Source organism: Bradyrhizobium sp. CCBAU 53351, assembly GCF_015291745.1.
Classification (GTDB): Bacteria; Pseudomonadota; Alphaproteobacteria; order Rhizobiales; family Xanthobacteraceae; genus Bradyrhizobium.
The window spans coordinates 2905940-2929626 of the sequence record NZ_CP030059.1; the positions used below are offsets into that span (position 1 = coordinate 2905940).

Here is a 23687-nt window from a genome sequence, read left to right on the forward strand (position 1 = left end):
GCCATTAACCCCGAGCGGCAGATAACGATGTCCATTCTCGATTCGATCCAGCGTCAGATCCCGCCGATCCACAAGGAGGGCTATCCCTTCATCGGCGGCTTTGCGCTGGCAAGCCTGATCCTGTTCTGGCTGTGGTCGCCGCTGGGCTGGATCGGCACGATCCTGACCGTGTGGTGCGCGCTGTTCTTCCGCGATCCCGTGCGCGTGACGCCGGTGCGCGAGGGGCTGGTGGTGTCGCCGGCCGACGGCCGCGTCTCGATGATCACCATGGCGCTGCCGCCGGCCGAGCTCGGCCTCGGCGACCGGCCGCTGCCGCGCATCTCGGTGTTCATGAGCGTGTTCAATTGCCACGTGAACCGCGCGCCCGTCGCAGGCAGGGTGGACCGCATCGCCTACCGGCCCGGCCTCTTCATCAATGCCGAGCTCGACAAGGCCAGCGAGGACAACGAGCGCAACTCGCTGGTCATCTCGACGCCGAATGCGCGGATCGGCGTGGTGCAGATCGCAGGTCTCGTCGCCAAGCGCATCGTCTGCTTCGTCAGGGAAGGCCAGGCGATCGGCGCCGGCGAGCGCTTCGGTCTGATCCGCTTCGGCTCGCGGCTCGACGTTTATCTGCCCGTGGGGACCAGGGCGCTGGTCTCGGAAGGACAGACCGCCATCGCGGGCGAGACGATCTTGGCCGATCTCGCGGGCGAGGACCCCAACCGCGCCTTCCGCGCCAATTAACCAATAGTCGGTCCACGAGGGCCTTCCGCCGCAATGGCGGAGGGGGACGCGGCTTGCTATATCTCGCCTCAAGGTGAGGACGAGCCATGACGCCCTATGACTTCAAATATCCCGATACGCGCCGGCGGCGGTTCCGTCCGATTCCGGTGCGGATGCTGGTGCCCAACGTCATCACGCTGCTGGCGATCTGCGCCGGCCTGACCTCGATCCGCCTGTCGATCGAAGGGCGGATGTCGCTCGCCGTCTACGCCATCGTGTTCGCCGCCGCGCTCGACGGTATCGACGGGCGCATCGCGCGCATGATCAAGGGGCAGTCCAAGTTCGGCGCAGAGCTCGACAGCCTCGCCGATTTCGTCAATTTCGGCGTCGCGCCCGGCCTGATGCTGTATTTCTGGCAGCTGCACGAGCTCGGCAATGCCGGCTGGATCGCCGCCATGGTGTTCGCGATTTCCGGCGGCCTGCGTCTCGCGCGCTTCAACGCCACGATGGACGATCCGAACAAGCCGGCTTTCGCCGCCAATTTCTTCACCGGCGTGCCGGCGCCCGCTGGTGCGATCACCGTGCTGCTGCCGATCTATGTCGCGTTCCTCGATCTCGGCCGCTGGCCGGCCGGGTTGACCGCCGCCTACACGCTGCTGATCGCGTTCCTGATGGTGTCGCGCCTGCCGGTGTTCTCCGGCAAGACCAAGCGCATGCGCGTGCCGCCGGAGCTGGTGCTGCCGGCGTTCGTCGCGGTGATCGTTTTCATCGCGCTATTGATCGCCTATCCCTGGCACGTGCTGTCGATCGGCACGGTGCTGTATCTTCTCGCCTTGCCGCTCGGCTACAAATCCTATCGCGACCAGGCGCGTGCGTTGGAAACGGCCGGGCCGGCGGACGGCGAGGTCTCGTCGCCGCCCTCGGCGCCGACGCTGGCGAATTTGTCGGAGCCGCCCCACGAGGACGACGACCGGCCCGGACGGCTGCACTGAGCGGTTCTCGGGGATATCTGCCATGAAGGCGTGCTGAGTTGGGTTGAGGCCCGATCTCGGCTATATCGCCCTGTGCCGGCGGCACCGCGCCAACAGCGGCCGCCAATCTGGGAGAGAACGCCGTGACTGATAAAGCGACCGGGCCGCTGCCCGCTTCCGTGCTCGAAGCGCTGGGCCGCTACGACACGCCGACGATCTGCAATGCCATGGAGATCGTGGCGCCCGAGCGCCGGCTGATCGGCTACACCACCAAGCAACTGGTCTGCCCGTTCCCCGATCTGCCGCCGATCGTCGGCTATGCCCGCACGGTCGCGATCCGCTCCGTGCTGAAGTCATCGCTCCCGCCCGAAGAGCAGTCCAAGCGCCGCATCGAATATTACGAATATGTCGGCACCGGCCATGGCCCGCGCATCTCGGTGATCCAGGACATCGACGGCCCCGATGTCGGCTATGGTGCGTTCTGGGGCGAGGTGCAGAGCAACGTGCACAAGGCGCTCGGCTGCCTCGGCGTCATCACCGACGGCTCGATCCGCGACATTCCGCAATGGGCGCCGGGCTTCCAGGCCCTGGCCGGCTCGATCGGCCCGTCCCATGCCTGGGTGCATGCGGAAAGCTTTGGCGGCGAGGTGCGCGTTGCCGGCATGACCGTGAGGTCGGACGACCTGATCCATGCCGACCAGCACGGCGCCATCGTGATCCCGCTCGACATCGCTGCCAAGCTGCCCGAGGCCGCCGAGCTCTGCGGCCGCCGCGAGACGCCGATCCTGGAGATCGCCCGCAGCCCAGACTTCTCGCTGGAGAAGCTGAAGGCGGCGCTGAAGCGCTCGGCGGAAATTCACTGACGCGACTGAACGGCTTACGGCCGCGACGCCGGCCGTAGGCCGCCTTGTTCCGTCAGAAACAGCGCGGCCTGATCCGGCTCGCCAAACACCGCGGCGGCGCATCCGATCAGGGTGAAGCCGCCGGCGAGGTCCCACAGCGTGAGACCCTCCGCATTGTCGGGGAGATGAATGAGGCGCGCTGCGATCACCGCGAAGGCGGCCTCGGCAAACAGCGCAAGGCTGAAGGCGGGCAGCACGAGCTCCGGCTCGAGCAGGTGGAGCGCCAACACCGCAGGCAGCGCGGTGAGAAGACTGAACAGCGTCAACATGGCGATTGCTCCCGCGATCGGTATGCGGTGCTGCTACATGACACCAAAGGCTCCATGGCCTCGATGTGGCGCAGGGCCGCAGCGGCGGGGCGTCCGGTTGCCGCCGGTATGGTTAGCGAAGTGTTGAAATTCCTATCGCGGGACGGCAATCGACACGCCTCCAGCGGCGCCTACTGCGCTGTCCAGACTTAACCTTTACGCGGCTTTAAGGGCAGCGCTCTAGGGTTTCCGATGCGGTTCGGGGTTGGGCCGCGCCAGCGGCCAGGACGGCCGTTGTTGCGTACGCGTTGGAGTATCCCATGGATATCATGACGAGCGTCGGGCTCACGGCGGGCATCATCGTCATCACCGCGATGATCTTCATGGGCGGCGACCTGCACATGTTCATCTCCGAACATGCGATGATCATCATCTTCGGCGGCTCGATCTCCGCTACCATGATCCGCTTTCCGCTCTCGGCACTCCTGCACGGCCTTCCGCTCGGCGCCAAGTTCGCCTTCACCATGAGCCGCCTGTCCGCGCACGACCTCGTCGACGAACTCGCCCGCATCGCCGAGATCGCCCGCAAGCAGGGCCCGGTGGGTCTCGAAAAGGTCGAGACCGACGAGCCGTTCCTCGCCAAGGGCATCCGCTACGTCGCCGACGGCTACGACCTCGACTTCATCCGCGACAATCTCGAGCGCGACCGCGACAACTTCCTCATGCACCTCGACGAAGGCAGCAAGATCTACCGCGCCATCGGCGACTGCGCCCCGGCGTTCGGCATGATCGGCACCCTGATCGGCATGGTGCAGATGTTCGCCAACATGACCGACCCTTCCAAGCTCGGCCCGTTCATGGCGACCGCGCTGCTCGCCACGCTTTACGGTGCGCTGGTCGCGAACCTGTTCTGTCTGCCGATCGCCGACAAGCTGCACGGCAAGCTGCTCGACGAGGAGACCAATCGCACGCTGATCATCGACGGCATCCTGATGATCCGCGACTCCAAGAGCCCGACGCTCGTGCGCGAAATGCTGCTGGCCTATCTGCCGGAGAAGCATCGTCACGCCGAGGGCGAGCCGGTGCCGGCGTAAGCCCGGCCGCCGGGATTTTCAGCCATGGCCAAGAAGAAACGCGGCGATGCGCATGGAGGCGGTCACGGCTGGTTCGTGACCTTCGCCGACCTCATGGGCCTGATGATGAGCTTCTTCGTGATGCTCGTCGCGTTCTCGACGCAGGACGCCAACAAGCTGAAGATCGTCGCCGGCTCGATGCGCGACGCCTTCGGCGTGCAGAGCGAAGCGCGCTATGCCGGCATTGTCGAATCCGACGGTCTGCCGACCCGCCCGCGGCTGAAGAACGTCGACCACATCCAGCCCGAGGATGCCTCCAATACGCCGACGCCGGACCAGGAAGACCGCGACAAGACGTCCGGCGCGAAGATCAAGGTCGACCGCAATTTCGCGCTTGCCGCGGCCTCGTTGCGCCAGGCGCTGCAGGACATGCCGGAGCTGACCGAGATGTCCAAGCACATCATGTTCGAGGAGACCAAGCAGGGGCTCAACCTGGAGATCGTCGACCAGGACGGCCGCTCGATGTTCGCCGACGGCTCCAAGGTGCCCTATGACCGCACCCGCCGCCTGGTCGAGAAGCTCGCGATCCCGCTCAAGGCCACGCCGCTCCGCGTCTCCATCGCCGGTCATACCGCGGCCGGCTTCGTGCCGACCCGCAGCGAATACGGTGCCTTCGACCTGTCGGCGGACCGCGCCAATGCCGTGCGCCAGATCCTCGAGCGCGAGGGCCTGCCGCCCTCGCACATCTTCGCCGTCTCCGGCAAGGCGGACACCCAGCCGCTGTTTCCGGACGATCCTTCGCTCGCGGCCAACCGGCGGGTGACCATCACCCTGATGCGCGAGGATCCGCCGCTGCCGCCGAATCTGAAGCCGTGAGCACGATCCGGAGACGGTGAGCACCGGTCTTCCAACAGGCTCCCTTGCGCTACCATCTTACCTGAGGCATGTCGTCGCGCTGACGATAAGCGTGGCTGTGGTGTCACAGCTTCCGGCTCGGCGCCTGCTATGGTGGTGCGCCGATTGACACGCGCGCCGGAAGCGTCAAAAGGCGCCGGATCAATTCCAGGGAAGAAGCGTTTTCCACCTTCATGACGGCGAGCATCACACAGGCCGAGACCCAGGAAGGGCCGGTCACATCAGGTTTTTGGGCCCTTACGCTCGGGAGCATCGGCGTCGTCTTCGGCGATATCGGCACCTCGCCGCTCTACGCATTCCACGAGGCGGTCAAGGGCGCGGCCCATGGCGAGCCGGTCTCGCGGGTCATCGTGCTCGGCGTGCTCTCGCTGATCCTGTGGGCGCTTTTGATCGTCGTCACGGCCAAATACGTCCTGCTGCTGCTCCGCGCAGACAATAACGGGGAGGGCGGCACGCTCTCGCTGATGGCGCTCGGCCAGCGGGCGCTCGGGCGGCGAAGCTGGGTTCTGCTCGCCCTCGGCGTGGTCGGCGCTTCGATGTTCATCGGCGATTCCATGATCACGCCGGCGATCTCGGTGCTATCGGCAGTGGAAGGCCTCAAGCTCGCAACTCCTGCGTTCGAGCACTATGTCGTGCCGCTCACGGTCCTCATTCTGGCGTTGCTGTTCGCGGTCCAGAGCAAGGGGACCGCGCTAGTCGCCTCGGCCTTCGGACCGGTGATGGTGATCTGGTTCACCGTCATCGCCGTGATGGGGGCTGTCCACATCGTCGATGATCCCTCCGTGCTGGCGGCGATCAATCCCTATTACGCGGTGCAGTTCGTGCTGTCGCACGGCACGATCGGGCTCGTGACGCTCGGTGCCGTGTTCCTGGCGGTCACCGGAGGTGAGGCGCTTTACGCCGATCTCGGCCATTTCGGCCGCAAGCCGATCCAGCTCGCCTGGATGTTCTTCGTGTTGCCCGCGCTCTTGATCAACTATTTCGGGCAAGGTGCGCTGGTGCTGTCCGACCCCAGCGCGATCGAGCACTCGTTCTATCGCATGGTGCCCGAGAGTCTGGTGCTGCCGCTCGTCGGGCTTGCGACCGCGGCGACCGTCATCGCGAGCCAGGCCGTGATCACCGGGGCCTATTCGCTGGTCTATCAGGCGGTGCAGCTTGGTCTCCTGCCGCGCTTCGAGGTCCGCTATACCTCCGAGACCCATGCCGGCCAGATCTATCTGCCGCGCGTGAACCGGCTGCTCCTGATCGGCGTGATGCTGCTGGTGCTGCTGTTTCACACCCCGAGCAACCTGGCCTCGGCCTACGGCATCGCGGTCTCCACCACCATGGTTGCCGACGGCATCATGGGCTTCGTCGTGATCTGGAAACTGTGGAACTGGCGCGCCGCCACCGCGGCGGCCGTGATCGTGCCCTTCGTCGTGGTCGACATCAGCTTTTTTAGCGCCAATCTCCTGAAGCTGCTGGAGGGCGCCTGGGTGCCGCTGCTGTTCGGCGTCGCCATGGCGGGAACGATCTGGACCTGGCGGAAGGGATCCGGGATTCTGATCCAGAAGACGCGCCGGATCGAGGTGCCGCTCGACGACCTGATCCGGAGCCTCGAGAAGCGGCCGCCGCACATCGTCAAGGGGACCGCGGTGTTCCTGACCAGCGATCCCTCGTTCGTCCCCACCGCGCTGCTGCACAATCTCAAGCACAACAAGGTGCTGCACGAGCACAACGTGATCCTGACCATCGAGACCGCCCACACGCCGCGGGTCGATTTGGCGGAGCGCTTCCGCATGGAGAAGGTCAGCGACAAGTTCTCCAAGGTCCGCCTGCGCTTCGGCTTCATGGAGCAGCCGAACGTGCCCAAGGCGCTCGCGATCGCGCGCAAGCAGGGCTGGCAGTTCGACATCATGTCCACGTCATTCTTCGTGTCACGACGGTCGCTGAAGGCCTCGGCGCAGTCGGGCATGCCGCTGTGGCAGGATCATTTGTTCATTGCCCTCAGCCGGTCGGCGAACGATGCCACGGACTATTTCCAGATTCCCACCGGGCGCGTGGTTGAAGTCGGAACCCAAGTCACCATCTAGAACGCAACTGCTGCATCTATGCAAATTTGCATGGCTAAGGCCCGGAATCGGGCTAGGCTATGCCGGCAGCGCAGGACTATAAGCCGCGCGCTCTTCCGCCATTGTGCAGTGAAGCATTTTAGAGGCCATTGGGCTCTCCCATGACAAGTGACGTAGCGATTTCCGCCCCGGAAACGGCGGCGGCCAATGGGCATGGCGATGCCCACACGACCGCTGGTTTCGGTGCGCTGACCCTCGGCAGCATCGGGGTCGTCTATGGCGATATCGGCACCAGCCCGCTCTACGCCTTCCGCGAGGCGGTGATGGCTGCCTCGGGCGCCGAGGGGCTGCCGACGCCGGCCGCGGTGCTCGGCGTGCTCTCGCTGATCCTGTGGGCGCTGATCGTCGTGGTGACGCTCAAATACGTCGTGATCCTGCTCCGGGCCGACAACAATGGCGAGGGCGGCACGCTGGCGCTGATGGCGCTGGCCCAGCGTGCGGTCGGCACTGGGGGCGCCACCATCGTCCTGCTCGGCATCATCTCCGGCGCGCTGTTCTACGGCGATGCCGTGATCACGCCGGCGCTCTCGGTGCTATCGGCGATCGAGGGCATGAAGGACGTCACGCTGCGGTTCGAGCCCTATATCGTGCCGCTGACGGTGGTGATCCTGGTCTGCCTGTTTGCCGTGCAGTCGCGCGGCACCGCCCGCGTCGCCGCCTTCTTCGGTCCGATCATGTGCGTCTGGTTCGCAGTCATCGCGGCGGCGGCCATCCATCCGATCATCCAGCAGCCCCAGGTGCTGCTGGCCCTGAACCCGCTCTACGCCGTGTCCTTCATGCTCCACCACGGCATCATCGGCTTCGTGACGCTGGGCGCCGTGTTCCTGGCGGTCACGGGTGCGGAGGCGCTCTATGCCGATCTCGGCCATTTCGGCAAACGGCCGATCCAGATCGCCTGGCTGTCGATCGTGCTGCCCTCGCTGGCGCTGAACTATCTGGGGCAGGGCGCGCTGGTGCTCAGCGATCCCGGCGCGATCGTGAGCCCGTTCTTCCAGCTCTTCCCGCAAGGCTTCTTCCGCGGCTGCATGGTCGTGCTCGCCACCATGGCGACCGTCATTGCCAGCCAGGCCGTGATCACCGGCGCCTATTCTCTAACGCGCCAGGCGATCCAGCTCGGCCTGCTGCCGCGCTTCGAAATTCGCCATACGTCCGAAGCCCATTCCGGCCAGATCTTCATCCCCCGCATCAACCAGCTGCTGCTGGTCGCGGTGGTGCTGCTGGTGCTGTTGTTTCGCTCATCCAGCGCGCTGGCCTCAGCCTACGGCATCTCCGTCACCGGGACCATGGTGGTCACGGCGATGATGGGTTTTGTCGTGATCTGGAAGGGCTGGCAATGGAAGCCGCTTGCGGCCGCGGCACTGATCGCCCCGTTCCTGTGCCTCGACCTGACCTTCCTCACGGCGAACCTGCTCAAGGTGTTCGAGGGCGGCTGGGTGCCGCTGGCGCTCGGCGCGCTCATGATCATCCTGATGTACACGTGGCGGCGCGGCAGCCGGCTGCTGTTCGAGAAGTCGCGCAAGCTCGAGTTCCCGCTCGCCGACCTTGTGGCGATGCTGGAGAAGCGGCCCCCGCAGCGCGTGCCGGGCACCGCCGTGTTCCTGACCTCGGACCCGCTCAGCGCGCCGACCGCGCTGATGCATAGTCTGAAACACTACAAGGTCCTGCACGAGAAGAACGTCATCCTCACCATCGAGACGGCGCAGACCCCGCGGATCGATCCCGCCGAGCGCGTCAGGCTGGAGCAGATCTCGCCGACCTTCTCCAAGGTGACGCTCAAGTTCGGCTTCATGGAATCGCCCAACGTGCCGAAGGCCCTCGCGATCGCGCGCAAGCTCGGCTGGCAGTTCGACATCATGTCGACTTCGTTCTTCCTGTCGCGGCGGGCGCTGAAGCCTGCCGCGCATTCGGGCATGCCGCGCTGGCAGGACCGGCTGTTCATCTCGCTCAGCCGCTCCGCCAACGACGCCACGGACTATTTCCAGATCCCGAGCGGTCGCGTGGTCGAGGTCGGTACCCAGGTGGCGATCTAATTTAGCTCCGCTGTCATCGCCCGGCTTGACCGGGCGATCCAGTACGCCGAGACGGGTGTGGTTGAGCCGCGAAGCCGCGGCGTACTGGATTCCCCGCCTTCGCGGGGAATGACACCGAGCGCGGAGTGAGAGAGCTGGGATACTCAGACATTCCGAAAGCCGCACTTCAAGTCGCTGCGATTTAGCTTTAACTTGCGCCGCGCGGCTCAAGCCTTTGTAGCGCTTGATTTTCGTCTCCCGAGAGGCGAGGTTGCCGCCGGCCGGGGACGCCCCGGCATGCGGCCCCGCGACGTTGGAGGATGATGTGGCAAACCAGGTACAGGATCTGACCCCGGACGAGGTCTCCAAAGGTGTCGCGGAAGGGCGCTATCTGCTGGTCGACGTGCGCGAGCCGAACGAGGTCCAAGCCGAGGCCTATCCTTACGGCGTCGTCGTGCCGCTCTCGACCTTCGATCCCAAGGCGATCCCCGATCCCCAAGGCAAAGAGGTCGTGTTCGCCTGCCGCTCGGGCAAGCGCTCGGTGACAGCTTCCCTTGCCGCCCAGGAGGCGGGCCTGCCTTACGACAAGCATTTGGCCGGCGGCATGCTCGGCTGGAAGGCGGCGGGTCTCCCCAGCAAGGTCGGCGGCTGATCGGGCCCAATGTCCAATTCGATGTCAAAGAGCTCCTCGCTGAACAAGGTCTTTGCCGACCTTCCCGTCACCATCTTCGAGGCGATGTCGCAGGCCGCGCGCGACAACAATGCGATTAATCTCGGCCAGGGTTTTCCTGACGATCCCGGCCCCGAGGACATCCGCCGCGCCGCGGCCGACGCCTCGCTGAACGGCTACAACCAGTACCCCTCGATGATGGGCCTGCCGGAACTGCGCCAGGCGATCGCGACCCATTACGGCCATTGGCACGGCCTCAACCTCGATCCGATGAGCGAGGTGATGGTGACATCGGGCGGCACCGAGGCGCTGACCTCGGCCATCCTCGCGGTGGTCCAGCCCGGCGACGAGGTGGTCTGCTTCCAGCCGGTCTATGATTCCTATTTGCCGATCATCCGCCAGGCCGGCGGCATCCCGCGTCTGGTCCGGCTCGAGCCGCCGCATTGGCGGCTGAATGAGGACATGCTGAAAAGCGTCTTCAATTCAAAGACCAAGGCGGTGCTGTTCAACAATCCCTTGAATCCGTCCGCGGTGGTCTATCCGCGCGAAGACCTCGAGCTGCTGGCGCGCTATTGCCAGGAGTTCGACGTCATCGCGATCTGCGACGAGGTCTGGGAGCACGTCACCTTCGACGAGCACAAGCACATCCCGCTGATCACCCTCCCGGGCATGCGCGAGCGCACCATCAAGGTCGGCTCGGCGGGCAAGATCTTCTCGCTGACGGGGTGGAAGATCGGCTTCGTCTGTGCCGCGCCGCCGCTGCTGCGCGTCGCCGCCAAGGTGCACCAGTTCCTGACCTTCACCACCGCGCCGAACCTGCAGGCCGCCGTCGCCTATGGCCTCGGCAAGTCCGACGACTACTTCCTGACCATGCGCAAGGATCTGACGCGGAGCAGGGACCGCCTGACCAAGGGGCTGGAGAGCCTCGGCTTCCCCGTGCTGAAGTCGCAAGGCACCTACTTCCTCACCGTCGACCTGTCGCCGCTCGGGCTCAACGAGAGCGACACCGAGTTCTGCTGGCGGATCGTGAAAGACTACAAGGTTGCGGCGATCCCGGTCTCGGCGTTCTACGAGCAGGACCCGGTGACTTCAGTGGTGCGCTTCTGCTTCGCCAAGAAGGACCAGACGCTGGACACCGCGCTGGAGCGGCTGTCGGACGCGGTGCGCGGACGAAAGAGGTAAGATAGCGATGACGAATGCCAGCCGCCCGGGGGGTCGCCTTGGTCTCGCGTTCGCCGCCGCGCTGACGTTGCTCTCTGCGCCCGTTCGCGCCGAGGAGCGGGTCGTCAACTTCTACAACTGGTCCAACTACATGGCCCCGGATGTCCTGGAGGCCTTCACCAAGGAGACCGGCATCAAGGTGGTCTACGACACCTTCGATGCCAATGAGACGCTGGAGACGCGCCTGATGGCCGGCAAGTCCGGCTACGACGTCGTGGTGCCCACCGCCTATTTCCTGCAGCGCCAGATCAAGGCCAACATCTTCCAGAAGCTCGACAAGGCCAAGCTGCCGAACCTTGCCAACGCCTGGCCCATGGTGACCAAGAACCTTGCGACCTACGACCCCGGCAACATCTACGCCGCCAACTACATGTGGGGCACCACGGGCATCGGCTACAACGTCGCCAAGGTGAAGCAGATCCTTGGGGCCGATGCCAAGATCGACAGCTGGGACATCGTCTTCAAGCCGGAGAACCTCGCCAAGTTCAAGGATTGCGGCGTCCACATGCTCGACTCCGCCGATGACATCTTCCCGGCGGCGCTGAACTATCTCGGGCTCGATCCGAACTCGACCAAACAGGCGGACCTCGAGAAGGCTGCCGATGTCGTCGCCAAGGTCCGCCCGTCGGTGCGCAAGTTTCACTCGTCCGAATACCTAAGCGCGCTTGCCACCGGCGAGATCTGCTTCGTGGTCGGCTGGTCCGGCGACATCATGCAGGCCCGCGCGCGTGCGGCCGAGGCCAAGAAACACGACAGCAGCGGGATCGAGATCGGCTATGCCATTCCGAAGGAGGGGGCGCAGATGTTCTTCGACAATCTCGCGATCCCCGCGGACGCCAAGAACGTCAGCGAAGCCTATGAGCTGATCAACTATCTCTACCGCCCGGATGTTGCCGCCAAGAACTCGGACTTTTTGTCATATGCCAACGGCAACCTCGCCAGCCAGAAGCTGGTCGATCCGAAGATCCTGAACGACAAGAATATCTATCCGGACGAGGCGACGCTTTCAAAACTGTTCGTCATCACCGCGCGCGAGCCGGCAACCCAGCGCATCATCAACCGGCTCTGGACCAAGGTGAAGACGGGGCGGTAGAGGGCTGCCACGGGCTCCTGCCGTGACGGCAGCTACCGCCACCTTCTGTGCAGCCACAACCACTGCTCGGGATGCTCGCGCACCCAGCCCTCGACCACGTTGGTGACGGCCTGCGTCGTGCCCTGGATGTCGATCTTGCCTTCGGCATCGCGCACGGGCTGCACCTCTTCGGTCAGCTCCGCGGCGAAGCGGCCGCCGGGCTTGCGGATGATGCGCACGCCGTGGATCGGGCATTCGACCTGGCGCAGCAGGCGCGCCAGCATCGGATTGGCTCGGGTCTTGCGGCCGAAGAAGGTGACCTCGACGCCGCCGGTCAGATACTGGTCGATCAGCATCGCGACGTGCTTGCCGTCCCTCAGCGCCTGCGCGAGCCGCAATGGCGCGTCGCGGCCCGCGGGGATCAGGGTGCCCATGTTGACCTGGCGCATCTCCTGGATGATGCGGTCGGCGGACGCGATGTTGGGGCGGCGGTAGAGGATTGCAGTATCCAGCCCATGCGCGACCGCGGCGAGCGCCGGCAGTTCCCAATTGGCGAGGTGCGCGGCGAAGATCAGCGCCGGCTTGCCGTCGTCGCGGATGCGGTCGAACCGTTCGATGCTGGGCTGGGGCAGCTCGATCCGGCTGTTTTCCGGATGGGCGCGGTCGTAATCCCAGACGTGGTCCATGTGAGCGAATTCGGCGCCGACGCGGCCGAGATTGTCCCACACGCCCATCAGGATCTGTTCGATCTCCTCCGGCGATTTCTCGGGAAAGGCGGCAGTGAGGTTGGCACGGCCGATGCGGTGCTCGCGCAGGCGCGGGCCGATCGTTTTCACGACGCGTGCGAAAAAGTCCGAAGTCTTGACCGGATCGAAATAGCGCGTGGTGCGCAGCATGCCGACCGTGGCAGCTCCGATCAGGCTGCCGCTGAGCGATTTGGCTGCATTCCGCGCGCGAATCTTCGTGCTGATAGGAATCAGCGCCATGCTGCGTCCGGTCAGGCCGGTTCGCGGGTCAGGATCAGCGAGGCGTTCTGGCCGCCGAAGCCGAACGAGTTCGACATCACGGCGGTGACGCGGGCGTCGCGGGCCTTGTTGCCGACCACGTTGAACAGGATCGTGGGATCCGGGGTCTCGTAATTGATCGTCGGCGGGATGCGCTGATGCTCGAGCGTGAGCAGCGAGAAGATCGCCTCGACCGCGCCGGCCGCCGAGATGGTGTGGCCGACCATCGACTTGTTGGAGGTGACCGGAATCTTCTGCGCGAGCTCGCCGAATACGGCCGACGTCGTGTTGAACTCCATCTTGTCGTTCTCGGGCGTCGCGGTGCCGTGCGCGTTGATGTGGTCGATCTGGTCCGGCGTCATGCCGGCATCGGCCAGCGTCTTGTTCATGCAGCCGATGATCGGCTTGCCGTCGGGCGAGGAGCGGGTGCGATGGAAGGAATCGGTGAGCTCGCCGCAGCCGGCGATCACGCCGAGGATCTTTGCGCCGCGCGCGGTGGCCGCTTCATAGCTTTCCAGCACGAGCGCGCCGGCGCCTTCGGCCATGACGAAGCCGTCGCGGTTCTTGGAGAAGGGGCGGGAGGCCGCCTGCGGCGGATCGTTCTGGGTCGACAGCGCCGAGAGCAGCGAGAAGCGCACCAGCGCCTCCGGATTCACGGTGCCGTCGGTCGCGACGCACAGAGCCGCATCGGTCTCGCCGCGGCGGATCGCCTCGACGCCGAGCTGGATCGAGGTGGCTCCGGACGCGCAGGCCGTCGACAGCGAGATCGGCGAGCCCTTGGTGCCGAAGGTCTCGGCGAGGTGGGCGGCGACCGAGCCGAACATGAAACGGTGATGATATGCGCTGTACTTGCCGCCGCCGGAGATGCGCAAGAGATCGTCATAGGTGAAGTCGGGCGCACCGACCGCGCGGCCGAGCTCGCGGCGCTGCGGCCATTCCACCTCGACCGGTGCGACCGCCAGGAACAGGGGACCCGGGAAATCGGCCTTGGCGCCGATGCCGGCCTGCTCGAGCGCTTCCTCCGTCACCAATTCAGCCATCCGCTCGGACAGGCCGGTGGAGGAGAACGGATCGACGCTGACGAAATCGACAGTGCCGGCCATCGTGGTCTTCAGGCCGTCGACCGGGAAGCGGGTGATGGTGCGGATGCCGGATTCGCCGGCGACGAGCTTGGCCCAATTGTCGGCCTTGCCGGCACCGAGCGAGGTCATGATGCCCATGCCGGTGACGACGACGACGGGACGCCCGAGTTTGTCGCGTGGTGCAGTCATGTCGATCCCCCGGGTGAGCTAGCCAACTGCCTCGACCAGCGCCATGCCTTCGCCGCGCCAGTGTCCGGCTCCCACCACCACAATCTGGGTGGGCGCTCCCTGCATTTCAATCTCGGTGCCCGTGGAATCGTTCGGCGGGAACAGCGCACCACGCGAGATCGACAGCGCAGCGAGCGCGATGCCGAGCGGGAATTGCGTCTCCATGGTGTGGCCGAACATGGTACCGGTCGAACGCACCGGGAAGTCGGCGTGAGCCTTCAGGAAGCCGCGCTCTTCGCTCGTCGCCGGCTCCGCGCCGGTCGCGCCTGATATGATCGCGCCCTTGCCTTCGCGCCTGGGCAGCTTGGCCCACAACTGCTCCAGCGTCGCGGCCATGTCGCCGGGCTGCTTGCGCCGGGCGAGATCGGCAACGACGCTCGACAGCCTTGCGAACGGCTTGGCGCCGCGCGCCTCTGCATGCGCTTTCGATTCCAGCACCAGGAACGCGCCGGCCGAGCCGAGCGCGAAGCCGGGATGGTCCTTGCGCGCCCACACCGGCGCAAACTTGTCCTTCAGGTTGAAGTCGCCGAATTCGTAGAGGACCATGAGGTCCTTGCGCTCGCCGTTGTGCGAGCCGCCGACGAGGGCAATGTCGCTCTCGCCCGAGGCGATGCGCGCGAGCGCAATGCGGGCGGCATCGGCGCCCGCAACCTCTTCGCCCATGAAGGTGCGCGAGGTGCCGCCGAGGCCGTGCACGATGGCGATGTTGCCGGCGAGCAGGTTGGAAAGCTGCGCCAGGAACAAGGTAGGGCGCAAATCGCTCATCAGCCGTTCGTTGAGGAAGCCGGGCGCGTTCGCGCCCTTGGCCTCGGCCGTCAGGACGCCGGTGTCGACATTGAGGTCGCGCTCGCCGCCGCCCGCGGCCACCACCATGTCGATCTTCGACAGGATATCCTTGTTGCCCTTGATCCCGGCGGAATCGAGCGCAAGGCCGGCGGCATAGGTGCCGATGCGCTGCCAGGCTTCCATCTGGCGCTGGTCGCCCTTCTTGGGGATCTGGCTGTCGAAGGTCACGGGCATCAAGGGATGCACGATGTAGGGCGCAAAGCCCTTCTCGTCGACGTTGATGCGCTTCTCGGAAAGCGCAGCCCAGTTGGCGTCGAGGCCCTCGCCGAGCGAGGTTGCGAGTCCAATGCCGGTGATCCAGACTTCCGTCTGGCCGGGCTTCGAAGCAGTGTCAGTCATGGCGATACGGCCTGTTGCGGAAAGCCGACACGCTCGGCGACTTTCGCCATGTATCCGCGCATATCCGCATTGGGGAAGGGGATCAGCGTGAAGGTCAGCGCCGAATTCGCGCGCAGCTTGCCGCCGACCTTGATCTTGGCCTCGGTCATGGCATAGCCGGAGCCTTCATAGGTGAGGCTCGCCTCGATGCTCATGAGATCGCCGGGGAAGACCGAGCCGCGGACCTTGGCCTCCTTCACGGCGGCAAGGATCGGCATGCGCTCGAACTTGAACACGCCGAGCTGAAGCCAGCCCGAAGCCTGCGCCATCGATTCGATCAGGAGCACGCCGGGCATCAAGGGGTAACCCGGGAAGTGCCCCTCGAAGATGGTGCTCTCCTTCGGGACCTGGGCTTCGACGACGATCGTCTTCTCGTCGACCTTGAGGTCGACGATGCGATCGATCATGTGGAAGTATTCGAGTTGCATGGCCGCGCGCTTACGCGCTCGCGCCCTTGGCCGCAACCAGTTCGTCGATGCGGGCGCACAGGTTCTTCAGCACGAAATACTGCTCGGTGGTCGCCTTGCCGTCGTTGACCTCCTGGGTCCACTTTTCCAGCGGCAGCTTGATGCCGAACTGCTTGTCGATCGCGAACGCGATGTCGAGGAAATCGAGGCTGTCGATGCCGAGATCGTCGATGGCATGGCTATCCGGCGTGATCGTGTCGCGCGGGATGTCGCAGGTTTCAGCGATGATCGTGGCGACCTGATCGAATGTGGAAGACATCACTAAGCCTTTGATATATTGCGGATATTTGTCAGATTGTCCAGAGTGGCACGGTGGGTGGGCATCGCGCCCCTGATGACGCCCTCAAACCCCCCTCTGGCCGGGTCGAAAGCCCGTATATCGGAGCGCCGCCCTGAGTTCAATGGAGCCGGGCAGGCGAGGAGACGGGGGTTGGGGATGCCCGCCGGAGCCCCTTCGGCCGGGCCGGCCGGCGGATCGGGCCTAGATATGCGGTGTCGTGATCTTGACGCAGTCGCGACGGCCCATCAGCACGCAATCCTGGGTCCGGCGCAGGTCCGCAATGCTGACCGCGAGCCAGATTCCGATGGCGGTCAGCGCGATGGTGAAGGCCAGCGCCGCGATATTGGCGAGCATGCGATGACGGAAATCGTCCGGCTCGGCGCGGGGCTGCTCGTAGCGTGACAGGTCGAGCGGTTCGGGCGCGACGCGCAACGGCTGTACGGTACCGCTACCGTGGCGGACCGACGGGGAAGGCGAGGTGCGCGGCCTGAACTGGAGCACCCGGTGCTCGTCGTCAGAGCTTATGGGCCGCTGGGTCGTCATGGGGCGGGGATCACTCCGAAGCAGCGGTTTTTGATAGCACACGGGATGAACGCGTTGCAGAAAATCTTCTCAATGCCCGCGTGTAATCGAGCGCCCGCGCTATTTGTGAATGGATCGGCGCGGAGCGTTCGCGGTCACGTCCCCCGCGCGACGCGAGGGTTGCGTTGCAACAACGGGCACAGCGACAGTCAGGGACTTCGTGCCTTCTTGTCCGTCTACAGCGGCTTGTGATCCCGTCGTCCTTCCGAGCACGTTTTGCCGCTGCAGGGCCCATGGCATAGTTGGGAACCTGAATGTCAGTTGCATCCATGCGAGGGGCTTCGACCATGACCACGACCAACGCGCGCGAGCCAAGAGTGCATCCGGTTCCGATCCTGTCGCTCCGGCCGACGCAGATGACGGTCGGCATGCGGGAGGTCAAGGAGAAGCGCAAGCGCTGGCGCGAGCATGACAAGAATAAACAGGCCGATCTGCTCGGCAAGCACATGATCCCCGTCGTCCACGGCCCCGACGCACGCTACTACGTGATCGACCACCATCATCTCGGCCGCGCGCTGCACGACGAAGGCGTCAAGGAGGTGCTGGTGACCATCGTCGGCGACCTCCGCATGGTCGAGCGCGAGGCGTTCTGGGGCGTGATGGACAACAAGCGCTGGGTCTATCCTTACGACGCCAAGGGGGAGCGGCAGCGCTTCCGCGACCTGCCGAAATCGATCGCCGATCTCAAGGACGATCCGTTCCGCAGCCTTGCCGGCGAATTGCGCCGCATGGGCGGCTTCGCCAAGGACACGACGCCGTTCTCAGAATTCCTGTGGGCCGACTTCCTGCGCCGAAAAGTCTCGCGCAAGGTGGTGGAGGGCGATTTCGACAAGGCCCTCGAGAAGGCGATGTCCGCAGCCAAGAGTAAGGATGCGATCTATCTGCCCGGCTGGTGCGGTCCGGAGGACGATGATTAGAGGCATCGGGAATTGGACGTTGTGATGCTTCAGCAGGGCATTTTCATCCTCGCGATAATGGCGTCCATTCCGCCACTCATTGCCATCCTCCGCCGGGATGGCCGGGCGCTGAGCTGGAGCCTGCCGGCCGTCGTTCTGGTGTGCTGGCTCGCCAGCTATTCATATCTGGTGCCGGTTGCGATCCTCCTGATCATTGCGTCGTTTGGATTGGCGTGTGGTGGATTGGGCCAGCGTCTGCTGGCCGTCTCGGCAGGGGCGTCTCTTCGGATACGCACCATAGCGTTCTATTGCTGTTCTTCGCCATCACGGGATACGCGCTGAAGCTGTCGCTCACATACAATTGGTCACTGCCAAGAATCCTGGCGGAGCCGCTCGCCTCGCCTTTGAATGACCGAGATGGTCCGATGACCGCGGCCTTGAATGCGCAGTTCCCAGAGGGGACAGAAGAGGCGGTGTTGAGAGCATCCCTGCTGAAGGACGGCTTTTCGGACGTCGCGCAGCCGCGCCCGTTATGCAGGTTGCCCCAGATATCGCCGGGATCGATGCGCCGCTACGGGTCATGCCCCGTTGGTTCACGGGAGATGACGTACGAGTACCGCGGGCCAGTCAATTTCATCTGCGGGTCCACACGCATCTCGATGAAGTGGTCGGTCAGTCCGAACGGCAAGGTCGTGGGGCTGCAGGCGACTGGATTCACCCCGCGCCTCTAGTGAGTGGACCATCATGCGCAATCGCCCGTCAGTCGCGCTGGAAGATCCTGGCGCCTGGGTAGGCGCGGCGGGCGTAGGTGATCACCAGGGCGCGGTCCTGGGTGTCCAGGAAGGGCGTTCGGATCTGGCACGACCCGACGATGAGGTGCCACAGGCCATTGAGCTTCTGGATCACGATCTTCATTTGGATAGTCCTCGATAACTCCCATTCCAGCGTATGCTGCTTGTCGCTGCAGTGCTTGGGATCGTGGCCGCGGGTGTGGAATTCCCGACAATGCTCGCGCTCCGCTGCAAAAACACGTCGACCATTATTAGGTAGTTGCGGCACGCGCCCAGATAAGCCGAATCTCATCACAGCCGCTTGAGCGAAATCAATTTCCTCGCCCACGAAACCGTCCTGAAACATAGCCGCCCCATGCTTTGGAGGAGTCGAGCTCACACGGGAGGCGAACATGCGCCGTCTGGTTTTCGTAGTTGCCTTGCTCGCGGTTGCTTCGGCAGGAATCTCGGCATCCTTTGCCGCGGTTCATCACGCCAAGACATTGACGTTCGCCGAGCGCTTTGCTCCGGCGCTCGAGTTGATGGCGAAGCAATAGCGGCATCGCGACTTGCGCGGGCAAGCGTATGGCTTTAACCGGCCAGTGCGCGATCGATGTTGCGCAGCCGCACGAAGGCTGCCCAGGCCTGTGGATAGTCCTTGTCCGCGGGATCGATCGCAAGCAGCGCACAGCGTGCTGTTCCGATCTCCTCCGACGACACACGTTTCGTCGGAGGCTGCAATGTTCTCGGCTGATCCCAGCGCGCCTCGATCTCCTTCGCAAGAGCCAGGGCTTCAGCGGCCGTCCGCGGTTGCATCGATTTCGCCGGGCATTGGCCTGTAGGGAGCGCCGGCCATGCGACCGGCGGCCGATCGGCCTCCCAGGTGAGTTCGGTGTCCGGGACAGCCTTCGGCGAAGCTGAAGGCTGTCCTGCCGGCGCCAGTCCCGTCCCAGCCATTCCCGTCCCGGTCAGTCCCATCCTCGTCAGTCCCGTTGCGGCGGGTCTTGTCCCCACCGGACCCGACGAGCCTCCCGCAGCCGGTGCGACGGCTGTTGTCTGCGCGGCCAGTTGGCCAAGCTGTTGCTCCATCGTCCCGCCGCTGGATTGGGGAATGACCTTTCCGATGACCTTGGCCGCCGCCAGCGCGCCGGGGGATATCGGCATTTGCTGTTCGGCAGTCCTGACGTCGGTTGCCGTTGGGCACGATTTGTATGGAAAGTGTTGGGAGGTGATCCGGCCATCGTCGTCGACCCGGGCGAAGTCGCTGGCCACGGTGTAGACGAACGCGGCATCGATCGCATGGCCCGCCTTGTTCTTCGCGTTCACGGCGCCGCATACGTATCTCGCCGTGTCTGCCTCGACCGTTCGCAAACCGCTGAAGTGAGCTGAATGCGGCTCGATGAGCATGCGAGAGACCGCCGCTCGGGCCATGCGATGCTCGGATTGAAACATGCTCCATATTTCGTCGGGATTGACGATGTCGGGCTGGTAGTTCCAGACGTAGCCAACCCCGAGGAATGCCGCGCCGACGCATGTCGCGATGATCGATGCTCGCAGGTTCATGAGAGGGCGCCCCCTTTTCGTTTTGCAGGCACGACTCGTCGGCGTCTCCGTCCGCGGTGGGAACGGAACTGCGCAGGTTGTGCCGAAGTGTTTGCGCTAGTAACGGGCGAGACCTCTTAATAAAACGTGTTCGATTGTGAAATCGTTGCGGTTCCCGTCGAGCGCGAATTTTAGTTCCCGCTGGCGGCGTCATTTCGCATGCGAGTCACACGCCGATCATCCGGCCGTGCTGGTCGTGGACATGTCATAAAGCAAGCGGTTCACCGGACCAGCGGCATCGCGTCCCAGGTGCGGCTTGACATGCCGCAAATGTTCCTCGGTGCTGACCGGTACTGTCCGCCTGCATGAATGCCGACGAGCATTGCGCCCCGATGTCGAGGGCGAGGTAGGCTCCAGGTCATGCTGATCGGAGACATGGCCATGAGCATCATCTTTCGCATCCTCTTTGTCATCGCCGGCGCGATCACCGCGCTGTTCGTCGCGCGCGACGCCCTGAACTTCACCATCTTCCAGACCTTCGTCGCCGTGTTGCTTGCGACGGCCATCGTCGGAGCCGGAAGTCTCTGGAGCGTGCGGCGCAAGACGTGAGCAAGGAAGAACGCGCAGATTCAGCGGGGCTGAGCGAAGCCGAGGCCCGGCTGCGACTGCAACAGGACGGTTACAACGAACTGCCTCGGCCGGAACGGCGCACGCCGCTGCGCATCGTGCTCGAGGTCGTGCGCGAGCCGATGCTCGCACTCCTTCTTTGCGGCGGGCTGGTCTACCTCCTGCTCGGCGACCTCCGCGAGGCGCTGCTGCTGCTGGCCTTCGGCGGCATCTCCGTCGTCATCACCATCGTGCAGGAGACCCGCACCGAACGCGTGCTGGAGGCGTTGCGCGAGCTGACCAGTCCGCGGGCGCTCGTGGTCAGGGATGGGGAGCGGCGACGGATCGCGGGCCGGGACGTCGTTCGTGGCGATCTTCTCGTTCTGGCCGAAGGCGACCGTGTTCCGGCGGACGCTATGTTGGTCAGCGCGCGCGATCTGGCGGTCGACGAGTCGCTGCTGACTGGAGAGTCGGTCCCGGTGCGCAAGCAGGCCTTCAAGACGCCGGCCCCTGACGGCGCCTTGGCCGAGCATCGTCCGGGCGGCGATGATCAGCCCTTCGTGTATTCGGCCTCGCTGGTCGTGCGAGGCGAGGGCCTAGCCGAGGTCGAGGCCACCGGCCCCCGCAGCGAGATCGGGAAGATCGGATTGTCGCTGCATGGCTTGCAGACAGAGCCGCCGCGGCTGCAGCAACAGACCGCCCGGCTCGTGCGGCTTTGCTTTCTCGGCGGCGCGGTGATCAGCCTGGCCGCAGTCCTGCTTTACGGAACATTGCGCGGGGATTGGCTGCAGGCGCTGCTCGGGGGCATCGCCATCGGCATGTCCATGTTGCCCGAGGAGTTTGCCGTCGTCCTCACGGTGTTCATGGCCATGGGCGCCTGGCGCATCTCGAAGGCGCGCGTGCTGACGCGGCGCGCTGCTGCGATCGAGGTGCTTGGCTCGGCCACGGTGCTGTGTACCGACAAGACCGGCACGCTGACGCAGAACAGGATGTCGGTCGCGGAGCTGAGGCTGCCTGGCGGGACGAGCCTGCGCCTTGCCGCGTCGCAGGCTGCAGCTGTAGGCGCGGAGTTCTTCGAGCTGGCGCGTTGCAGCGTTCTGGCGAGCTCGCCGGAGCCGTTCGACCCGATGGAGAAAGCCCTGCATACGTTCGTGCAGGCGAGCCTGCCGAAGGATGAGGACACCGAGGGCGCCCGGACCTTGATACGGACCTACGGCCTGCGGCCCGAACTGCTGGCGATGACCCAAGTCTGGCGCTTGCCGCATCACGAGGAGCTCTTCGTCTCGGCGAAAGGCGCCCCCGAAGCGATTGCGCGTCTCTGCAAGCTGGATGCCGCGGAGCAGGCCGCGATGCGCGAGTCGGTCGCGGACATGGCGAAGAATGGTCTTCGCGTGCTGGGCGTTGCCGCTGCGACCTGCCACAGTGAGTCGCTGCCGGCTTCGCAGGACGGCTTTTCATTTCGCTTCCTCGGTCTCGTCGGACTGGCCGATCCGCTTCGTCCGCACGTCTCCGAAGCGGTGGCCGAATGTCGCTCGGCTGGCATCCGCGTCGTCATGATCACGGGCGACTATCCGGCGACCGCCATGGCGATCGCCGGGCAGGCCGGGCTCGACGTCAACGAGGTCGTGACCGGCGAGCAGATCAAGCTTGCGGACGACAGTGAGCTGGAGGCTCTCGTTGGGAACGTGAACGTCTTCGCGCGGGTCCTGCCGGAGCAGAAGCTGCGGATCGTTCAGGCGATGAAGCGCAACGGCGAGATCGTCGCGATGACTGGCGACGGCGTCAACGACGCGCCGTCCCTGAAGGCTGCCCATATCGGGATCGCGATGGGCGGCCGCGGCACGGATGTCGCTCGCGAGGCCTCCTCGATCGTCCTGCTCGACGACGATTTCGCATCCATCGTTGCATCCATCCGCCTCGGGCGCCGGATCTACGACAATCTCCGCAAGGCGATGGCCTTCATCTTCGCCGTCCACGTTCCGATCGCAGGGCTGGCCCTGCTTCCCCTGGTGTTCGGGCTGCCCCTGATTCTCGGTCCCGTGCACATTGCGTTTCTGGAACTGATCATCGACCCCGTCTGCTCGCTCGTATTCGAAGCCGAGCGGGAGGAGCGCGATGTCATGACGCGACCGCCGCGGCGCGCCGATGCGGAGTTGTTTTCGTGGGCCTTGGTCGGCTGGAGCATTCTGCAGGGCGTGATGGCATTTGCGTTGATTGCCGCGATCTTCGTCGTCGCGCTTCGTTCCGGCATGCCGCCCGACGAGGCGCGCGCACTGGCTTTCGTTGCGCTGGTCGTCTGTATCGTCGCGCTGGTGCTGGTCAACCGGTCCTTCAGCGCGTCGTTCCTGTCCGCCTTCTTCCGTCCGAACCTGGCATTGCTCTGGATCTTCCTGTCGATCGCGGTCGTTCTCGCCGCGGCCTTGTTCTGGCCGCCGGCGTCCAGCCTGTTTCGGTTCGGTCCGCTGCACCCGGACGATCTGATGTTCACGCTCGGCGCAGGACTATTGGTGCTCACGGTGCTCGAATTGCTGAAGCCGATCTGGGCGCGGCGGTTGCGGTTCTAGCGACCCTCGACATGATCGCGAGATGCCGCGGTTTCAGCGTGGTGTGGATCGTCTTTACCGCCCAGTGCGCGATGCAGCCAGCGCTCGCCGCGGCGGCCGATCGTGAGCAGCACGAACGCAAAGGCCAGCGCGACCAGGACGATTCTCCACTGCCCGGCGCCGCAGGCAATGCCGAGACAGGCGGCGAGGAAGGTGCAGGCCGCGCTGGTCAGGCCGCGCACGCGAAACCGTTCGCTCTCGTGGACGATGACGCCGGCTCCGAGGAAGCCGATGCCGGTCAGGATGCCCTGGATCACCCGGCTCGCCGCGTCGGTAATCTTGCCGGGCTCGCCGATCTGGACCGCGAGCAGCACGACGGTTGCGGTGGAGAGCCCGACAATGCCGAGCGTCTTCAGCCCGATCGGCTTGCCGTGCAGGTCGCGGTTCAGGCCGATCGCGCTGCCGGCGAGCGTCGCAGCTCCGAGGCGCAGCAGAATTTCGGGCCAGTCCAGTTCGGTCATGTCTTTTCCGTCACGTCGTCGGCATGCGCGCGCAGGCTTGCCACG

Annotated in this window: 26 protein-coding genes; 16 read left to right on the top strand and 10 right to left on the bottom strand. The window is 64.9% G+C overall.

Going from position 1 to position 23687, the window contains the following annotated elements; translation table 11 throughout:
- Positions 1-27 precede the first annotated feature (27 nt).
- The 3 genes from XH83_RS13495 to XH83_RS13505 all read left to right on the top strand — a co-directional run bounded on the left by XH83_RS13495 (position 28) and on the right by XH83_RS13505 (position 2539).
- Entirely contained in the window at positions 28-726 is a 699-nt protein-coding gene (locus XH83_RS13495) for a phosphatidylserine decarboxylase (protein ID WP_194407464.1), read from the top strand.
- Positions 727-812: 86 nt separating this feature from the next.
- The gene (locus XH83_RS13500; RefSeq protein ID WP_194407465.1) at positions 813-1697 is read left to right on the top strand and encodes a phosphatidylcholine/phosphatidylserine synthase; all 885 of its coding nucleotides are present in this window, start codon (positions 813-815) and stop codon (positions 1695-1697) included.
- A 122-nt stretch (positions 1698-1819) separates the two neighbouring features.
- Positions 1820-2539 (top strand): RraA family protein, encoded by a 720-nt coding sequence (locus XH83_RS13505; protein ID WP_194407466.1) that lies wholly within the window; start codon positions 1820-1822, stop codon positions 2537-2539.
- Between the two features lie 14 nt (positions 2540-2553).
- Here XH83_RS13505 and XH83_RS13510 read toward each other — a convergent pair whose 3' ends face one another.
- Positions 2554-2847 (bottom strand): hypothetical protein, encoded by a 294-nt coding sequence (locus XH83_RS13510; protein WP_194407467.1) that lies wholly within the window; start codon positions 2845-2847, stop codon positions 2554-2556.
- A 299-nt stretch (positions 2848-3146) separates the two neighbouring features.
- On the opposite strand from XH83_RS13510, the gene XH83_RS13515 reads away from it, so the two are divergent.
- The 7 genes from XH83_RS13515 (at position 3147) to XH83_RS13545 (ending at position 11918) form a co-directional block, all read left to right on the top strand.
- A complete protein-coding gene (locus XH83_RS13515) occupies positions 3147-3920 on the top strand; it encodes a motility protein A (protein WP_063195489.1) in 774 nt (257 codons plus the stop codon).
- A gap of 24 nt (positions 3921-3944) precedes the next feature.
- Positions 3945-4775, top strand: a complete 831-nt coding sequence (locus XH83_RS13520; RefSeq protein WP_194407468.1) for a flagellar motor protein MotB — start codon at positions 3945-3947, stop codon at positions 4773-4775.
- Positions 4776-4987: 212 nt separating this feature from the next.
- The gene (locus XH83_RS13525; RefSeq protein ID WP_194407469.1) at positions 4988-6886 is read left to right on the top strand and encodes a potassium transporter Kup; all 1899 of its coding nucleotides are present in this window, start codon (positions 4988-4990) and stop codon (positions 6884-6886) included.
- Between the two features lie 140 nt (positions 6887-7026).
- Complete coding sequence (locus XH83_RS13530; protein ID WP_194407470.1) at positions 7027-8955, top strand: potassium transporter Kup; 1929 nt, start codon at positions 7027-7029, stop codon at positions 8953-8955.
- Positions 8956-9259: 304 nt separating this feature from the next.
- Positions 9260-9586 carry a rhodanese-like domain-containing protein gene (locus XH83_RS13535; RefSeq protein ID WP_194407471.1) on the top strand — a complete coding sequence of 109 codons (327 nt, stop codon included), beginning with the start codon at positions 9260-9262 and terminating at the stop codon, positions 9584-9586.
- Between the two features lie 21 nt (positions 9587-9607).
- Complete coding sequence (locus tag XH83_RS13540; protein ID WP_194408254.1) at positions 9608-10786, top strand: aminotransferase; 1179 nt, start codon at positions 9608-9610, stop codon at positions 10784-10786.
- Between the two features lie 7 nt (positions 10787-10793).
- A complete protein-coding gene (locus XH83_RS13545; protein ID WP_194407472.1) occupies positions 10794-11918 on the top strand; it encodes a polyamine ABC transporter substrate-binding protein in 1125 nt (374 codons plus the stop codon).
- A 32-nt stretch (positions 11919-11950) separates the two neighbouring features.
- Here the strand turns inward: XH83_RS13545 and XH83_RS13550 are convergent, their stop codons facing one another.
- The 6 genes from XH83_RS13550 to XH83_RS13575 form a co-directional block, all read right to left on the bottom strand.
- Positions 11951-12883 carry a lipid A biosynthesis lauroyl acyltransferase gene (locus XH83_RS13550; RefSeq protein ID WP_194407473.1) on the bottom strand — a complete coding sequence of 311 codons (933 nt, stop codon included), beginning with the start codon at positions 12881-12883 and terminating at the stop codon, positions 11951-11953.
- Positions 12884-12894: 11 nt separating this feature from the next.
- Positions 12895-14172, bottom strand: a complete 1278-nt coding sequence (locus XH83_RS13555) for a beta-ketoacyl-ACP synthase (RefSeq protein WP_194407474.1) — start codon at positions 14170-14172, stop codon at positions 12895-12897.
- A gap of 18 nt (positions 14173-14190) precedes the next feature.
- The gene (locus tag XH83_RS13560) at positions 14191-15396 is read right to left on the bottom strand and encodes a beta-ketoacyl-ACP synthase (RefSeq protein ID WP_194407475.1); all 1206 of its coding nucleotides are present in this window, start codon (positions 15394-15396) and stop codon (positions 14191-14193) included.
- Positions 15393-15863 (bottom strand): 3-hydroxyacyl-ACP dehydratase FabZ family protein, encoded by a 471-nt coding sequence (locus tag XH83_RS13565; RefSeq protein WP_194407476.1) that lies wholly within the window; start codon positions 15861-15863, stop codon positions 15393-15395. Before XH83_RS13565 ends, XH83_RS13560 begins: the two co-directional genes overlap by 4 nt.
- A 10-nt stretch (positions 15864-15873) precedes the next feature.
- Positions 15874-16161 carry an acyl carrier protein gene (locus tag XH83_RS13570; RefSeq protein ID WP_007592476.1) on the bottom strand — a complete coding sequence of 96 codons (288 nt, stop codon included), beginning with the start codon at positions 16159-16161 and terminating at the stop codon, positions 15874-15876.
- 222 nt (positions 16162-16383) lie between these two features.
- On the bottom strand, positions 16384-16725 hold the full coding sequence (locus XH83_RS13575) for a hypothetical protein (RefSeq protein ID WP_194407477.1): 342 nt from the start codon (positions 16723-16725) through the stop codon (positions 16384-16386).
- A gap of 326 nt (positions 16726-17051) precedes the next feature.
- Between XH83_RS13575 and XH83_RS13580 the strand changes: the two genes are divergently transcribed.
- The 3 genes from XH83_RS13580 to XH83_RS13590 all read left to right on the top strand — a co-directional run bounded on the left by XH83_RS13580 (position 17052) and on the right by XH83_RS13590 (position 18391).
- On the top strand, positions 17052-17681 hold the full coding sequence (locus XH83_RS13580) for a ParB-like protein (protein WP_194407478.1): 630 nt from the start codon (positions 17052-17054) through the stop codon (positions 17679-17681).
- A gap of 24 nt (positions 17682-17705) precedes the next feature.
- Entirely contained in the window at positions 17706-18002 is a 297-nt protein-coding gene (locus XH83_RS13585; protein ID WP_194407479.1) for a hypothetical protein, read from the top strand.
- Positions 18003-18085: 83 nt separating this feature from the next.
- A complete protein-coding gene (locus XH83_RS13590; protein ID WP_194407480.1) occupies positions 18086-18391 on the top strand; it encodes a hypothetical protein in 306 nt (101 codons plus the stop codon).
- A gap of 28 nt (positions 18392-18419) precedes the next feature.
- Here XH83_RS13590 and XH83_RS13595 read toward each other — a convergent pair whose 3' ends face one another.
- Complete coding sequence (locus XH83_RS13595; protein ID WP_194408515.1) at positions 18420-18797, bottom strand: hypothetical protein; 378 nt, start codon at positions 18795-18797, stop codon at positions 18420-18422.
- 46 nt (positions 18798-18843) lie between these two features.
- On the opposite strand from XH83_RS13595, the gene XH83_RS13600 reads away from it, so the two are divergent.
- Positions 18844-18987, top strand: a complete 144-nt coding sequence (locus tag XH83_RS13600; protein ID WP_194407481.1) for a hypothetical protein — start codon at positions 18844-18846, stop codon at positions 18985-18987.
- Positions 18988-19021: 34 nt separating this feature from the next.
- Here the strand turns inward: XH83_RS13600 and XH83_RS13605 are convergent, their stop codons facing one another.
- Positions 19022-19993, bottom strand: coding sequence for a hypothetical protein (locus tag XH83_RS13605; protein ID WP_194407482.1), 972 nt, complete (start codon positions 19991-19993; stop codon positions 19022-19024).
- Between the two features lie 420 nt (positions 19994-20413).
- On the opposite strand from XH83_RS13605, the gene XH83_RS13610 reads away from it, so the two are divergent.
- Both XH83_RS13610 and XH83_RS13615 read left to right on the top strand, forming a co-directional pair.
- Complete coding sequence (locus tag XH83_RS13610; protein ID WP_194407483.1) at positions 20414-20581, top strand: hypothetical protein; 168 nt, start codon at positions 20414-20416, stop codon at positions 20579-20581.
- Positions 20578-23142 (top strand): HAD-IC family P-type ATPase, encoded by a 2565-nt coding sequence (locus XH83_RS13615; RefSeq protein ID WP_194407484.1) that lies wholly within the window; start codon positions 20578-20580, stop codon positions 23140-23142. The genes XH83_RS13610 and XH83_RS13615 overlap by 4 nt, the downstream gene beginning before the upstream one ends.
- Here the strand turns inward: XH83_RS13615 and XH83_RS13620 are convergent.
- Positions 23139-23642, bottom strand: a complete 504-nt coding sequence (locus tag XH83_RS13620) for an MgtC/SapB family protein (protein WP_194407485.1) — start codon at positions 23640-23642, stop codon at positions 23139-23141. The genes XH83_RS13615 and XH83_RS13620 overlap by 4 nt on opposite strands.
- Between the last annotated feature and the right edge of the window lie 45 nt (positions 23643-23687).

Excerpts from the sequence above, each read along its gene's own strand:
- XH83_RS13495 (WP_194407464.1), top strand. The coding sequence starts at position 28 with ATGTCCATTCTCGATTCGATCCAGCGTCAGATCCCGCCGATCCACAAG.
- XH83_RS13500 (WP_194407465.1), top strand. The coding sequence starts at position 813 with ATGACGCCCTATGACTTCAAATATCCCGATACGCGCCGGCGGCGGTTC.
- XH83_RS13510 (WP_194407467.1), bottom strand. The coding sequence starts at position 2,847 with ATGTTGACGCTGTTCAGTCTTCTCACCGCGCTGCCTGCGGTGTTGGCG.
- XH83_RS13515 (WP_063195489.1), top strand. The coding sequence starts at position 3,147 with ATGGATATCATGACGAGCGTCGGGCTCACGGCGGGCATCATCGTCATC.
- XH83_RS13520 (WP_194407468.1), top strand. The coding sequence starts at position 3,945 with ATGGCCAAGAAGAAACGCGGCGATGCGCATGGAGGCGGTCACGGCTGG.
- XH83_RS13525 (WP_194407469.1), top strand. The coding sequence starts at position 4,988 with ATGACGGCGAGCATCACACAGGCCGAGACCCAGGAAGGGCCGGTCACA.
- XH83_RS13530 (WP_194407470.1), top strand. The coding sequence starts at position 7,027 with ATGACAAGTGACGTAGCGATTTCCGCCCCGGAAACGGCGGCGGCCAAT.
- XH83_RS13540 (WP_194408254.1), top strand. The coding sequence starts at position 9,608 with ATGTCAAAGAGCTCCTCGCTGAACAAGGTCTTTGCCGACCTTCCCGTC.
- XH83_RS13545 (WP_194407472.1), top strand. The coding sequence starts at position 10,794 with ATGACGAATGCCAGCCGCCCGGGGGGTCGCCTTGGTCTCGCGTTCGCC.
- XH83_RS13550 (WP_194407473.1), bottom strand. The coding sequence starts at position 12,883 with ATGGCGCTGATTCCTATCAGCACGAAGATTCGCGCGCGGAATGCAGCC.
- XH83_RS13555 (WP_194407474.1), bottom strand. The coding sequence starts at position 14,172 with ATGACTGCACCACGCGACAAACTCGGGCGTCCCGTCGTCGTCGTCACC.
- XH83_RS13560 (WP_194407475.1), bottom strand. The coding sequence starts at position 15,396 with ATGACTGACACTGCTTCGAAGCCCGGCCAGACGGAAGTCTGGATCACC.
- XH83_RS13565 (WP_194407476.1), bottom strand. The coding sequence starts at position 15,863 with ATGCAACTCGAATACTTCCACATGATCGATCGCATCGTCGACCTCAAG.
- XH83_RS13570 (WP_007592476.1), bottom strand. The coding sequence starts at position 16,161 with ATGTCTTCCACATTCGATCAGGTCGCCACGATCATCGCTGAAACCTGC.
- XH83_RS13575 (WP_194407477.1), bottom strand. The coding sequence starts at position 16,725 with ATGACGACCCAGCGGCCCATAAGCTCTGACGACGAGCACCGGGTGCTC.
- XH83_RS13580 (WP_194407478.1), top strand. The coding sequence starts at position 17,052 with ATGACCACGACCAACGCGCGCGAGCCAAGAGTGCATCCGGTTCCGATC.
- XH83_RS13585 (WP_194407479.1), top strand. The coding sequence starts at position 17,706 with ATGCTTCAGCAGGGCATTTTCATCCTCGCGATAATGGCGTCCATTCCG.
- XH83_RS13590 (WP_194407480.1), top strand. The coding sequence starts at position 18,086 with ATGACCGCGGCCTTGAATGCGCAGTTCCCAGAGGGGACAGAAGAGGCG.
- XH83_RS13595 (WP_194408515.1), bottom strand. The coding sequence starts at position 18,797 with ATGTTTCAGGACGGTTTCGTGGGCGAGGAAATTGATTTCGCTCAAGCG.
- XH83_RS13600 (WP_194407481.1), top strand. The coding sequence starts at position 18,844 with ATGCGCCGTCTGGTTTTCGTAGTTGCCTTGCTCGCGGTTGCTTCGGCA.
- XH83_RS13605 (WP_194407482.1), bottom strand. The coding sequence starts at position 19,993 with ATGAACCTGCGAGCATCGATCATCGCGACATGCGTCGGCGCGGCATTC.
- XH83_RS13610 (WP_194407483.1), top strand. The coding sequence starts at position 20,414 with ATGAGCATCATCTTTCGCATCCTCTTTGTCATCGCCGGCGCGATCACC.
- XH83_RS13620 (WP_194407485.1), bottom strand. The coding sequence starts at position 23,642 with ATGACCGAACTGGACTGGCCCGAAATTCTGCTGCGCCTCGGAGCTGCG.